Here is a 13343-nt window from a genome sequence, read left to right on the forward strand (position 1 = left end):
TTTAAGAAATTTTTTAACTATTCATCTAAAATATTATGCGATACATTAAATATTCTTTAAAATGCATTATCTCAGAAAAAGAAAATAGCACACGAAATTGACGTGTGCTATAGTAGTATATTTTAACTTCCGATTTAGATCAGAGATTATATTTATGCTTACTTGGTAATATCTCTCCCGATCACCAGTCTCTGGATTTCTGAAGTTCCTTCTCCGATTGTACAAAGCTTGGAATCCCTGTAATATTTTTCGGCAGGGAAATCTTTGGTATATCCGTATCCCCCGAAAATTTGAACAGCATTGTTAGCGATCCTTACGCAGGCTTCGGAAGCATAAAGCTTTGCCATGGCACCTTCCCTGGTCATTTTCTGCTTGGCATTCTTCAAAGTTGCGGCTCTGTGGATAAGAAGCTCTGCGGCATCTATTTCAGTAGCCATATCAGCAAGCATGAAGTTCACTGCCTGAAAATCGGCAATAGGTTTTCCGAACTGATGTCTTTCCTTAGCGTATTTTAAGGCTGCTTTATAAGCACCTCGTGCTATTCCCAAACTTAAAGCGGCGATGGAAATCCTGCCTCCGTCCAGAATTTTCATGGCTTGTTTAAAACCTTCTCCAACCTCTCCCAAACGATGCGAATCCGGTACCCGAACGTTATCAAAGATCAGCTCTGCGGTTTCGGAAGCCCTCATTCCCAGTTTATTCTCCTTTTTACCTGAACTGAATCCCGGCATTCCTTTTTCCAAAACAAAAGCTGTAGAGTTGTTTTTAGCTCCTTTTTCCCCGGTTCTCGTCATTACAACGGCGATATCTCCGGAAATAGCATGCGTGATAAAGTTTTTGGCTCCGTTGATCACCCATTCATCACCGTCTTTTACTGCCGTGGTAGACATTCCTCCGGAATCTGAACCCGTGTTGTGCTCCGTAAGTCCCCAGGCTCCGATCACTTTTCCTGTAGCCAGTTGTGGAAGCCATTTGTTTTTCTGCTCCTCATTTCCGAACTCATAAATATGATTAGTACAAAGTGAATTGTGTGCTGCTACAGAAAGCCCGATAGAAGGATCTACCTGAGAAATCTCATCCAAAATAGCAACATATTCGTGATAGCCAAGACCAGAACCACCATATTGTTCAGGAACTACAATTCCCATAAAGCCCATTTCCCCAAGCTGATGAAACAAATCCTTTGGAAAAGTCTGGCTTTCATCCCACTCCATAATATGAGGTCTGATATTTTTCTCGGCAAAATCCCTTGCCGTTTCCGCTATCATTTTAATGTTGTTAATAGTCTCTGTATTCATATAAGTTATAGTTAAGGCTCAAAGATACTTAAATTGATTAAAAGCTAAAAAAAATTATCACCACTATGGCGCTATATTTATAATTTATTATTTTTCAGCATATTAAATTTCGATATTTAGTATTTCTCTAGTAAAAAATTTATGTTCCGGGGAGATGCCGACTAACTATTTTAACCGTTTGTTTGATAAAAATTTAATTTCACATTTTTTATTCCTGTCATCTCCATTTCCGGTTGTTAAATCTGATCCTTGCCAGGGCTGTGAAATTGCGTGCTAAGAGCTTCATTGATATAAGCATATTCACTAATAATCAATATCTATAAGTGTTTCCGCTTATATTTTTTATTTATAAGTATTTATGCTTATATTTGCAGAATGATAGCGGTCATTACCGGAGATATTATAAATTCACAACATGCAGATACAGAAGTTTGGATCACCAAACTAAAGAATCTCCTGGAAAATTGGGGAAGTTCACCGCTTGCATGGGAAATCTACAGAGGGGATGAATTTCAGTTTAAATGCAATATTGATGACGTTTTCTGGCGTTTTCTAGCTATAAAATCACTTATAAAAAGTCAGGAAAATTTAGATGTGAGAATTGCCATCGGCATTGGTGAAGAAAATTTCTCATCTGAAAAGATCACAGAGTCCAACGGAACCGCCTATGTAAATTCCGGAAGATTGTTGAATGATTTGAAGAATGACGGGCATACTGTTGCGATCAAAACATCCAGTGATATCGTAGACAGAGATCTTAATATCCTTCTGAAATGGTCATCCAAGGATTTTGATAACTGGACGGTGGCTACCGCGGAAATTATTCATGAAATGATCATGAATAAGGATATCACCCAGGAGGACCTGGCTAAAAGGTTTGCCATTTCACAATCGTCGGTAAGCCAGAGACTGAAACGGGCAAACTATGACCTTATTGTAGAAACCAACCAGTATTTCAGGAGGAAAATTGCAGAGCTGTAACATGATTTTCATAAAACTCATATTGGCCCACTTACTCGGAGACTTTGTTCTTCAGCCAAATTCATGGGTTGCAGATAAGGAGAATCGCATATTTAGGAGTAAATATCTGTATCTGCATATTCTGATCCACACGGCTTTGAGCCTGATCTTCCTTTGGGATCTGAAACTCTGGTGGGTAGCCGTTTCAGTAGGTATTTCCCACTTTATCATTGATGCGGCAAAGCTTAGCTTTCAAAATGTAAAGACCAAAAGAAACTGGTTTTTTATTGACCAGTTGCTTCACATCCTGGTCATTGCGGGTATCTCGCTTTATTTTCAGGAGTTTGATTTCGGTTTCCTGTATGATCAGGAATTTCTGAAAATTGTGACGGCTGCGTTATTTCTTACAGCCCCTGCTTCCATCTTCATTAAGATATTGCTGTCTTCATGGACCCCGGTTCCTGAGACACAAAACAATATACAAACCGAATCCCTGACAAGTGCAGGAAAGTATATAGGAATTTTGGAACGCCTGCTGGTATTTACATTTATCTGGGTAGACCATTGGGAAGGAGTGGGCTTTATGGTGGCCGCAAAATCTGTTTTCAGGTTCAGCGACCTTGCGCAGGCCAAACAGAGAAAACTTACGGAATATGTGCTTATAGGAACCCTCCTGAGTTTCGGAATGGCTGTTTTAACAGGTATTTTAATTAAATAATATAAATCTAATAAGAATTTAGAAAATGGAAAAAAAAGAAATGTTGTATGAAGGTAAGGCAAAACAGGTATTTGCTACCGATAATCCCGATGAAGTAATCGTACGTTTCAAAGACGACGCTACAGCATTTAACGCTCAAAAAAGAGGCCAGGTGGACCTGAAAGGGGAAATGAACAATGCCATCACCACTCTTATTTTTGAGTACCTGAATGAAAAAGGGATTAAGACTCATTTCATTAAGCAACTGAACGAAAGGGAACAATTGGTGAAAAAAGTTTCCATCATTCCTCTGGAAATGGTAGTAAGAAACTATTCTGCAGGAAGCATGGCCCAAAGGCTTGGAGTGGAAGAGGGAATCAAATCACCGGTGACCATATTTGATATCTGCTACAAGAAAGATGAATTGGGAGACCCGCTTATCAATGATCATCATGCTGTTTTCTTAGGTCTGGCCACTTACGAAGAACTTGATCAGATGTATGAGCTTACCTCAGACATCAATGATATCCTGATAGATCTGTTTGATAAAATCAACATCATTCTGGTAGACTTCAAAATCGAGTTAGGCAAAACCTCTACCGGGGAAATTATCCTGGCAGATGAAATTTCTCCGGATACCTGCAGGCTTTGGGATAAAGATACAATGAAAAAATTAGACAAGGACCGTTTCCGAAGAGACCTTGGAGAAGTAACGGAAGCCTATGTTGAAATTTATAACAGATTGAAAAATTTACTTGGTAAATAAGACATTAGAAGTTAGGTATCAGTAGCCAGCATGAATCCGGAACGAGAGTTTAAAAGAATCTGCAAGACCTCCGGTACAAAGACAGCTCAACGTCCTTAATCAGGAATCGGTTATTCTATATCTTCTAATATCGGTTTGCTGAAAAGCAGGAAGAACAATAATAAGGATAAATTGAAGTTAACTTATATTAAATTTCAGCATCTAATATCTAGTATCTAACTTCTAAATTTAGAAAAAATAGAAATGAAAAGTTTAGACCTTCATAAAAGTGAATATTTAAAACAGTTTAAAAACCAGCCTTACGGAAGAAACCTTTTCAGGACCCAGGAAGAGGAAAGACTGGATGCGCCGAATGAAGAATGTGGTATTTTCGGGCTGTATTCGGATAATGATCTGGATACGTTTTCTCTTTCACAATTCGGGCTTTTTGCATTACAGCACAGAGGCCAGGAAGCCTGTGGTATTTCCGTTTTGAAGAACGGCAGGATCAGTAACCTGAAAGACGAAGGATTGGTTTTAGATGTTTATAAAGATATCCAGGATCCGGAAACTTTTATGGGAAATTCTGCGATCGGGCATACCCGGTACACTACGGCAGGAGATAAAAAGAAATATAATTTCCAGCCTTTTTTCGCTAAAAACGAATATGATCAGATTATACTTTCCATTGCGCATAACGGGAATCTTACCAATGCCAGAGAATTGAAAGCTGAACTGGAAGCTGAAGGCGTGGTTTTCAGAGCCACTTCCGATTCTGAGGTTATTTTAAGACTGATCCAGAAGAATCTTGACCTGGGCCTTCGGGGAGCCATCAAAGTTACCATGGAAAAAATTCAGGGAGCTTATTCCGTAATAGGGATGACGAGAAATAAATTCTTTGCATTCAGGGATTTCAATGGTATCCGTCCTTTGGTTTTAGGTGTCATTGATGAAAAAACCTATGTGGTTGCTTCTGAATCTGTGGCCTTAGATGCCGTAGGAGCACAATATGTACGGGATATTTTGCCCGGTGAGATTATCTATACCAATGAAAATGAGCCGGGGAAACTTCATTCCTACATGGTGAACGAGGAGAAGGGAAGACAGAGGATCTGTTCTTTTGAGTATATCTATTTCGCAAGACCCGACTCTTATCTTGAAAACATCAACGTATACGAAATAAGGGAGAAATCAGGAGAAAAGATCTGGGAGCAGGCTCCTGTGGAAGCTGACCTGGTCATCGGAGTTCCGGATTCGGGAGTTCCGGCTGCCATAGGTTTCTCAAAAGCCTCAGGAATACCATTCCGCCCGGTACTGATCAAGAACCGATATATCGGAAGAAGCTTTATCGTACCAACCCAGGAAATGAGAGAAAGGGTAGTAAACCTTAAGCTGAATCCTATCATTTCTGAAATTAAAGATAAAAGGGTGGTAATCATTGATGATTCCATCGTCCGTGGAACCACCTCAAAAAGGCTGGTGAAAATCCTGAAAGATGCGGGAGTAAAAGAGATCCATTTCAGAAGTGTTTCGCCGCCCATTATCGCACCCTGCTATCTGGGGATCGATACACCATCCAAGGATGACCTGATCTCTGCCAATATGACCACGGAAGAGCTCAGAAATTATTTAGGTGTTGACTCTCTGGAATTTTTGAGCACCGAGAATTTAAAAGAAATCCTGGGATCTTCCAACCATTGTTTCGGATGCTTCACAGAACAATATCCGGTAGAAAAAGGAGAAGAAGTAGAGCTGTTTAATTAACAGCTACAAAATAAAGATCATCAAAAAAAGGCCAGCTTATCAATAATAAGTCTGGCCTCTTTATAAAGTTAAAATTGGTTATATTAGAATTTATAATTCAAACCTAGCTGGAAGACCCTGTTATTTAACGGGTTTGTTCCTTCAGGCTTATGATTACGCATATCCGTTAAGCCGTTAACGTATCTTGCACTGATCCCGAAATGAGAAGTGAAATCATAGCCAAGTCCTAAGGCTAAGCCCAGATTGAATTTGTTGATATCATCCTTATCCATATCTTCAGAATAAGAATTTGTTTGGGTTGTGGTACTATTTCCTTCTGTAGTGGTAACAGTACTTTCACCTTTGACTTTACCATTCAGGAAATAGCTGAACTCAGGACCTGCTTCAATATAAAAGTTTTGTACAGGTCTCATCTGAACCATCAGCGGTACCGAGATGTAATTTAAGGTATTCTTAAACTCTTCCCTCGTTTCTATACTTCCGTTCTCGGTGGTTACTTCCGAAGATGAAATAACGTTTCTTGCCCCCATCTGGTTATACAAGACTTCCGGCTGAATGCTGAATTTCTGAGACAGCGGAATATTTACAAAAGCCCCTGCATGAAATCCTAACTTCTGATTATTAAGACTAAGCTCCTGCTCACTGAAGGAAGCGGAGTTCCCACCTGCCTTTATACCAAATCTTACCGGTTCTTTTTCCTTTTTTAACAGAGTTGTGGTCTCTATTATTGTTTCCGTTTTTGTTTCTTGGGCAAATGCTAAAGTGCCGGCGGCAAGTGTTAGTCCTAGAAATAACTTCTTCATAATTTTTATTTTTTTTATTGTATTGTTATTATTCCTGATATTTCAATCAGACTTGAATTATTTTGCAAATTCCTTGCCAAAACGTTTAAGCTATGGGTTTTAGAGGATAAAAATATTATAGCCAGAATTTAGAATGATCTGCAAATGAATACCTTTATAAAGGATCCTACAGTGGTTAATATTCTAATGGCCGGACAAAACAGAAATAAAAAAGACCACCCTTTCAGGCGGCCTTTTATCAAATTCAAAAATTATTTATTTAAACTTATATGCTAAACCGATCTGGAAAACATTGTTTTTTCCTTCCGGCTGAATGCCATTTGTTTCTTTGGCAATATCCACCACACCTGCAACGTATCTTGCAGTAAGACCAATATTAGGTGTGAAATAGTAACCTGCACCTAGACCGATACCAAAATCAAACCCTTTGATATAATCATCGGCATCAACTGATACAGACTGGTATTTGAATTTGGATCCCACTAAGAAACTGAACTGTGGTCCTGCCTCCAGGTATAGGTTAGGAAGGGCATTGTATTGGAACATTACAGGAACCGAAATATAGCTTAAATTCACTTTAAGATCTTCCATTCCATCCGCTTTTGCTCCTAAACCGTTATATAAGATCTCCGGCTGAACACTGAACTCGGAAGCAACCGGGATATTGGCGAAGGCCCCGCCGTAAAATGAAGCTTTGGCCTTAAACCCATCATCGGAAATAGAAGCGATATTGAGACCTGCTTTTACTCCGAAATTTACAGGAGATGAAGATTGTCTTTTTTCCTGAGCAAATGCCAAAGAACTTACAGCGATTGCTGTTCCCAAGAGTAATTTTTTCATAGTTATTGATTTTTTATTAACATCTTTATTTTCTGTTAACCTTTATGCAAATCTCTTGCCAAAAAATATTAATTTAGAAAATTATTAATAAAAAAAGGTTGGGTTTATTGTATAAAACCCAACCTTTCTATTGAAATTAAAATTTGTTACTGAATGTTTGCTGATTAAAATTTGAAAGCCAAACCTACCTGGAAAACATTGTTTTTTACGGAATCGCCACTGTTTTCCTTATAGATGTCAGTCAAGCCGGCTGTATACCTTGCTGTGATTCCTAAATTAGGCAAGAAATAATATCCCGCACCAATACCGATACCGAAATTAAACGTATTGAAATCATCCTTGTCCAGCTCTGTAATTTCAGATCCGTTAGCATTTCCGTTGGTAGAGCTCTTGAATTTATCCTTAGCGCTTACCAGGAAGCCAAATTCCGGACCTGCTTCCAGATATAAATTAGGAAGGGCGTTGTACTGGAACATTACAGGTACGGCAATGTAACCCAGATTTCTCGAATATTCGGCTTTATAAGTATTACCTAATACTGTAGTTTCCCTTGTTACTTTGGAACCAAGATCATTATAAATAACTTCTGGTTGAACGCTGAATGAGCTGGCTACCGGAATATTGGCAAACACACCGGCGTTAAAACCTATTCTGGATTTTGAATCATCTAAATCTGCACCATCCGTAAGAGAGGAAACGTTCATACCCGCCTTAACCCCAAATGTTACCGGCTTTACCGGCGTACTTGTTGACGTAGTCTGGGAAAATGCCAATGATCCTGCAGTGACTGCTAATCCTAAAATTAACTTTTTCATAATTTAATTTTTAATATTCTACTATTTCTAATTTTAAATTTTACTACTGTCAATCGAATTGACCCAGAGTATCTTTCAAATTGCTTGCCAAAAATATTTTTCATGATAAAAGTCAATAAAAAAAACCATCTGGAAAATAGACGGTTTTTATTTTAATTTACTGATTATCAAATGAATTGCAACTACACCTATTAATATTTAGCTGTCTGCCATAACTATATATTGTCCAGTTTTTTATAGAACCGTAGAGATTCTGCAATATTTTTTTTACTGCATTGATGATCAAATGTACATGAGCCAATGCCTGAAAGCAGGGAGAAATTGATCTTATGATCAGTATTCTTTTTGTCATTCAGGAGCAGGGCGAAAATATCATCATCCTTAAATTCGCTGATATCGAGGTACGGGTAATATTTCCGGATATTGTCTATGATCATAGTGGAATCATCTTCGGATAATAAACCTTCCTGATAGGATAGGTAAGCCTCACAGATCATTCCGGCGGCTACGGCTTCTCCATGAAGAATGGGATTCCCTTGTTCCAGGCATAAACTTTCGATGGCATGACCGATGGTATGGCCGAAATTCAGGGTTTTCCTGATATTTTTTTCATGAAAATCTTTTTCTACCACCTCCTGCTTGATATCCATGGAAGTCTGGATATGGGGGATTACCGCTTCCATATCAAGCTTCTGGATTCTGGTAAGGTTTTCCCAATGGATCTTGTCTGCTATCAGGCCATGTTTCAGCATCTCTGCAAAACCACTTCGCAATTCTTTAAAAGGCAGCGTTTCCAGGAATTTGGGATATACAAAAATCTGTTCCGGAAAGGTGAAGGTCCCTACCATATTTTTGTAATGCATCAGGTCAATTCCTGTTTTACCTCCTATAGAGGCATCACACATCGCTAAAAGGGTGGTAGGGATATTGATAAACCGGATCCCTCTTTTATAGGTGGAAGCCACAAAACCGCCCATATCTGTGATAACGCCACCTCCGAGATTGATGACAAGCGCTTTCCTGTCTGCCTGCATTTCCGTCAGGATTTCCCAAAGCTGGTTGGCGGTCTGGATATTTTTCATTTCTTCACCGGCTTCAATTTCCAGGATTTCAAATTTCAAATCGGTCTCCATATTTCCTAACAGTGCGGGAAGGCAATATTCATGCGTGTTCTCGTCTGTCAGAATGAATATCTTGCTGAAAGATTTCATGTGAAGAAAGTCATTGAGCTGAGAAAAAGTATCGTCTAATAGTGTTATCATGTTCAGGATTCTATAAATTAACAGTGATCTATTGTTGCAAAGTTATGATTCTAAATTTTTAACTCGTAACTAAATTACTATCTTTGCAGAAATATTTAGAATGAGCAGAGATAATAATAATTCAGAAAAACCTAAAAGACCAAGAATTTCAGCAAGAAAAAATTCTGATAATTCTCATGCTTCTAAATCTGGAAATTCTTCAGGATCAAAGTTTTCAAAGAAATCTTTCCCAAAAGCCGGTGAGAGAAGCCTTGAACGTAAAGGAACAGGTGGCAAACCGAAAAGAGGAGAAAAAGATTTTGATACAAGGGATAAGTATGAAAGAGGTAACCTGAAATATGGTAAAAAACCTTTTGGAAAAAATGACAGGGATGAAGACAGGGCAAAATCTTTTGTTCAGAAAAGAAAACTTAATAAAATAGACAAGGATCTCCATAAGGACACTATCCGTCTTAATAAGTATATTGCCAATTCGGGGATTTGCAGCAGGAGAGAAGCGGATGAACTGATCAGCCAGGGGCTGGTGGAAGTGAACGGAAAGGTGATCACTGAAATGGGCTATCAGGTTCAGAAAACCGACAGGGTAGTTTTCGACGGCCAGAGCATTACTCCTGAAAAGCCTGTTTATGTACTTTTGAACAAACCAAAAGGATACATATCTACCACAAAGGATGAAAAGGCAAGGAAAACAGTTATGGATCTGGTAGCTAATGCTTCTCCTTACAGACTGTTCCCTGTGGGAAGATTAGACCGCTCCACCACCGGAGTTATCCTGCTGACCAATGACGGGCATCTCACCAAAAAGCTTACCCATCCTTCTTTTGATATTAAGAAAATCTATCATGTGACCCTGGACAGAAAACTCTCCGGAGAGGATATGCAGGCCATTGCTGACGGGATACGGCTGGAGGAAGGCGTGGCTGTTGTAGACCAGATATCATATATCGAAGGAAAGCCCAAAAATGAAGTGGGAATAGAGATACATATCGGATGGAACCGTGTGATCAGAAGGATCTTCCAAAGATTGGGCTATGAGGTTGAAGCCCTGGACAGGGTAATGTTTGCCGGACTTACTAAGAAAAATATCAAGCGGGGACACTGGAGAATTTTAACAGAACTGGAAGTGAATAACTTAAAGATGCTTTAATCCGGTTTAACATTTAAATTATGAGTTATAGGTTTCAGTTTAATTTTAATCCCATGTAATTCTCTATCATACTTATAGCTCATAATTTTTGTGACAATCATACCAAAAAGACGTAGATGAACTCTACGTCCTTTTTATTTCAGGATCTTTATATATTATGGTCTGCCCGGATCAGCCTAAAACCGTCACTCCTTTCTGAAGCATCTCATAGATCGCATCTCTTCCGTTGTCCGGCTTTACATTTACGGCTTTTGTCCCATTGAAATGCAGACAGGTGATATATCCGTTCGCAACAGCATCCAGACAGGTAAACTTCACACAATAGTCAAGCGCTAATCCGACAATTTCCAATAACTGGATATCATGGTACTTCAAGAAATCATCCAATCCGGTTTTCATAAAGTGATTGTTATCCTGAAAGCCGCTATAGCTGTCTATTTCAGGATTTTTACCTTTCTGGACAATATGGGTCACTTTATCCCTGTTCAGGTCCTGATGAAATTCTGCACCGAAAGTTCCCTGTACGCAATGATCCGGCCACATGAACTGTGGAACCCCGTTAAGAATAATGCTTTCACCTACCTTTTTTCCATTATTGCTGGCAAAGCTCTTATGATTGGCAGGATGCCAGTCCTGGGTAAGGACGATCTGGTCATATTCATTCTCTTCCATCAGCAAGTTGATATAGGGAATAATTTCATTGGCTCCCGGAACCGCCAAAGCACCTCCTTCACAAAAATCATTCTGCACATCTACGATTATTAACGCTTTTTTCATGTTTTGATTTCTCGAATTTTTGATAAATTTACAAAAACAATATTCAAAAATTTATCCAAAACAGGATTATCGGACAAATCGGCATGCTATGAAGGTCAGGATGGTTTTTCATCAGGTGACACAGCACAGGTGATATGCTATGAAGGGATACAGGGCCTGCAATACCGAATATATTAATTAATACAACAGCAATGAGTAATATGGAAGAAAAGAAATTTCCCATCGGACAGTTTAAAAAGCCGGAACATATTTCAGATGTGGATTTGGAACAGTATATAAGAGTAATAAAGAATTTTCCGGGAAGGCTGAAAAATCTGATTGAAAACTTTACTGATGAGCAATTGGATACCCAGTACAGGGAAGGGGGCTGGACTGTAAGGCAGCTTATCAATCATATCGCAGACAGCCATATCAACAGTTTTATCCGCTTTAAGCTGGCCTTAACGGAGGAAAATCCCACTATAAAGCCTTATGACGAAGCAAGATGGGCCGAGCTGCAGGACAGCATCAACATTTCCGTAAAGCCTGCCATGAGGATGATCAAAGGAACTCACCAGAGATGGTATACATTGCTTAAAACCCTTACCAATAAGCAGTTTGAACGGACATTCCACCATCCCGAACAAAATGAGAATTACGATCTGAGAAATTACCTGGCCTTTTATGTATGGCATTGTGATCATCATTTCGCCCATATTGAAAATCTGAAGCAGGAAAAAGGTTGGTGAGAAAAAGTCTTCATAGCCGGATCTGTTTTGAAGAGATGACAGAACGGATTTCCATATTGACAGAAAATTCCCCGGCGAAGTGGGGAAAAATGAATGTTTGCCAGATGTTGAGGCATTGTGATCTCGTTCTCCAGATCGCGTTGAAAAAAGTAGTTCTTCCGGAAACTAATATGATTTTTAGTATCATAGGAATACTCACAAAAAAAGAAATGTGGGTTTTTAATAACGGAATTCCACGAAACATGCCTACTTTTCAAAAACTAATCGTTAATTTTGAATGTGATTTTGATGAATCCAAAAAAAATCTTCTGAAAACAATGGGGGATTACCTCGCTGCTTTTGAAACGGGAAACCTGCCTGAAAAACACGTTCTTTTCGGGCATATGAGGCCGGAAGACTGGGGATTTTTAGAGTATAAACATCTTAATCATCACCTTAAACAATTTAATGTATGAGTTTTTTTGATAAAATATTTGGTGGTAAAGAAGAAATTGCAGAACAGAAATCTTTCTGGAAAAAAATAGAGTCGGAAGAAGATCTGGCAAAAGCCATTGAAAGCTCTTACCATAATAAAATTGCAATATTTAAACACTCAACCAGCTGCTTTATCAGTAAAACAGTATTGAAGAATTTTGAAAAAGAAATAGAAGCTACAGACCTGAAAGCTGATCTTTATTACTTAGATCTGCTTGCATACAGATCTGTCTCAAATAAAATAGCAGAAGATTTCGGAATAAGGCACGAAAGTCCTCAGCTGATAGTCATAGAAAATGGCAAAGCCATAAACCACGCATCGCATCAAAATATATCTACAAGCCAGATAATATAATGAAGAATATCAATAATTATTTAGCACAGGTTTTAAATGTTCCTCTTGAAAAAGTGAACATGTGCAGCTTACACTATGAAGTAAAGAAAATACCTAAAAACCAGTTTCTTTTGCAATATGGTGAAATATGCAGATACATATTCTTTGTTGAAAAAGGACTCTTGAAGATGTATTCCATTGATAAAAACGGTAAAGAACATATCATCCAGTTCGCTCCCGAAAGCTGGCTTATTTCTGACAGAAGCAGCCTTTATTTCAATGAAAAGTCCATTTATTATATAGAAGCTGTTGAAGACTCCGAAGTTTTATTTCTGCATCCTGATTTTTTCAATAAATTAATGGAACAGTTCCCCAACAGCATTGAAAGAAGTGATATTCTACTGCAAAAACATATCAGAAGCCTCCAGAACAGGATCAATTCTTTGTTGGGAGAGACCGCTGAAGAAAGATATATGAAGTTTATCAAAATGTATCCGGACCTGCTATTAAGGGTTCCTCAATGGATGATTGCTTCTTATCTGGGGATAACCCCTGAAAGCTTGAGCAGAGTGAGAAAGGAGCTGGCCAGAAAAAACTTTGTTCCGGACAGATAATATACTCTCTGGCAAATTGACCCGTTCAGGTGGTATAATCCCTTCGTGTTTCATCCGTTATATCACACTCTGCTATGATATTGAC

The 13343-nt window shown here is 38.7% G+C and carries 15 protein-coding genes; 9 read left to right on the forward strand and 6 right to left on the reverse strand.

The window, feature by feature from the left end; all coding sequences use genetic code 11:
• Positions 1 to 158 precede the first annotated feature (158 nt).
• A complete protein-coding gene (locus tag ABMQ40_RS08065; protein ID WP_370898363.1) occupies positions 159 to 1298 on the reverse strand; it encodes an acyl-CoA dehydrogenase family protein in 1140 nt (379 codons plus the stop codon).
• A 375-nt stretch (positions 1299 to 1673) separates the two neighbouring features.
• Here ABMQ40_RS08065 and ABMQ40_RS08070 point away from each other — a divergent pair, with 375 nt between their 5' ends.
• From ABMQ40_RS08070 to purF, 4 genes are all read left to right on the forward strand, one after another.
• Positions 1674 to 2279, forward strand: coding sequence for a SatD family protein (locus ABMQ40_RS08070; protein ID WP_370898365.1), 606 nt, complete (start codon positions 1674 to 1676; stop codon positions 2277 to 2279).
• A 1-nt stretch (position 2280) separates the two neighbouring features.
• On the forward strand, positions 2281 to 2976 hold the full coding sequence (locus tag ABMQ40_RS08075) for a DUF3307 domain-containing protein (RefSeq protein ID WP_370898367.1): 696 nt from the start codon (positions 2281 to 2283) through the stop codon (positions 2974 to 2976).
• Positions 2977 to 3001: 25 nt separating this feature from the next.
• Positions 3002 to 3721 (forward strand): phosphoribosylaminoimidazolesuccinocarboxamide synthase, encoded by a 720-nt coding sequence (purC, locus tag ABMQ40_RS08080; RefSeq protein WP_370898369.1) that lies wholly within the window; start codon positions 3002 to 3004, stop codon positions 3719 to 3721.
• 243 nt (positions 3722 to 3964) lie between these two features.
• Positions 3965 to 5464, forward strand: coding sequence for an amidophosphoribosyltransferase (purF, locus tag ABMQ40_RS08085; RefSeq protein ID WP_370898371.1), 1500 nt, complete (start codon positions 3965 to 3967; stop codon positions 5462 to 5464).
• A gap of 83 nt (positions 5465 to 5547) precedes the next feature.
• Here purF and ABMQ40_RS08090 read toward each other — a convergent pair whose 3' ends face one another.
• The 4 genes from ABMQ40_RS08090 to aroB form a co-directional block, all read right to left on the reverse strand.
• Positions 5548 to 6267, reverse strand: a complete 720-nt coding sequence (locus ABMQ40_RS08090; RefSeq protein ID WP_370898373.1) for a porin family protein — start codon at positions 6265 to 6267, stop codon at positions 5548 to 5550.
• A 255-nt stretch (positions 6268 to 6522) separates the two neighbouring features.
• Positions 6523 to 7107, reverse strand: a complete 585-nt coding sequence (locus tag ABMQ40_RS08095; protein WP_370898375.1) for a porin family protein — start codon at positions 7105 to 7107, stop codon at positions 6523 to 6525.
• 164 nt (positions 7108 to 7271) lie between these two features.
• The gene (locus ABMQ40_RS08100) at positions 7272 to 7922 is read right to left on the reverse strand and encodes a porin family protein (RefSeq protein WP_370898377.1); all 651 of its coding nucleotides are present in this window, start codon (positions 7920 to 7922) and stop codon (positions 7272 to 7274) included.
• Between the two features lie 215 nt (positions 7923 to 8137).
• The gene (aroB, locus tag ABMQ40_RS08105; protein ID WP_370898379.1) at positions 8138 to 9184 is read right to left on the reverse strand and encodes a 3-dehydroquinate synthase; all 1047 of its coding nucleotides are present in this window, start codon (positions 9182 to 9184) and stop codon (positions 8138 to 8140) included.
• Positions 9185 to 9284: 100 nt separating this feature from the next.
• Here aroB and ABMQ40_RS08110 point away from each other — a divergent pair, with 100 nt between their 5' ends.
• Positions 9285 to 10331, forward strand: coding sequence for a pseudouridine synthase (locus ABMQ40_RS08110; RefSeq protein ID WP_370898381.1), 1047 nt, complete (start codon positions 9285 to 9287; stop codon positions 10329 to 10331).
• A 171-nt stretch (positions 10332 to 10502) separates the two neighbouring features.
• Here ABMQ40_RS08110 and pncA read toward each other — a convergent pair whose 3' ends face one another.
• Complete coding sequence (pncA, locus tag ABMQ40_RS08115) at positions 10503 to 11108, reverse strand: bifunctional nicotinamidase/pyrazinamidase (protein ID WP_370898383.1); 606 nt, start codon at positions 11106 to 11108, stop codon at positions 10503 to 10505.
• A gap of 191 nt (positions 11109 to 11299) precedes the next feature.
• Between pncA and ABMQ40_RS08120 the strand changes: the two genes are divergently transcribed.
• Genes ABMQ40_RS08120 through ABMQ40_RS08135 form a run of 4 tightly spaced genes read left to right on the forward strand, consistent with a single transcriptional unit; the run spans position 11300 to position 13258 of the window.
• Positions 11300 to 11836: a YfiT family bacillithiol transferase gene (locus tag ABMQ40_RS08120; protein ID WP_370898385.1), complete on the forward strand. Its 537-nt coding sequence runs from the start codon at positions 11300 to 11302 to the stop codon at positions 11834 to 11836.
• On the forward strand, positions 11833 to 12291 hold the full coding sequence (locus tag ABMQ40_RS08125; RefSeq protein WP_370898387.1) for a DUF1569 domain-containing protein: 459 nt from the start codon (positions 11833 to 11835) through the stop codon (positions 12289 to 12291). Before ABMQ40_RS08120 ends, ABMQ40_RS08125 begins: the two co-directional genes overlap by 4 nt.
• Positions 12288 to 12665: a bacillithiol system redox-active protein YtxJ gene (ytxJ, locus tag ABMQ40_RS08130; protein ID WP_370898389.1), complete on the forward strand. Its 378-nt coding sequence runs from the start codon at positions 12288 to 12290 to the stop codon at positions 12663 to 12665. Before ABMQ40_RS08125 ends, ytxJ begins: the two co-directional genes overlap by 4 nt.
• A complete protein-coding gene (locus ABMQ40_RS08135) occupies positions 12665 to 13258 on the forward strand; it encodes a Crp/Fnr family transcriptional regulator (RefSeq protein ID WP_370898391.1) in 594 nt (197 codons plus the stop codon). The genes ytxJ and ABMQ40_RS08135 overlap by 1 nt, the downstream gene beginning before the upstream one ends.
• Positions 13259 to 13343 lie beyond the last annotated feature (85 nt).

Origin of the sequence: Chryseobacterium gossypii (genome assembly GCF_041361455.1) — a bacterium.
Lineage (GTDB): Bacteria > Bacteroidota > Bacteroidia > Flavobacteriales > Weeksellaceae > Chryseobacterium > Chryseobacterium gossypii.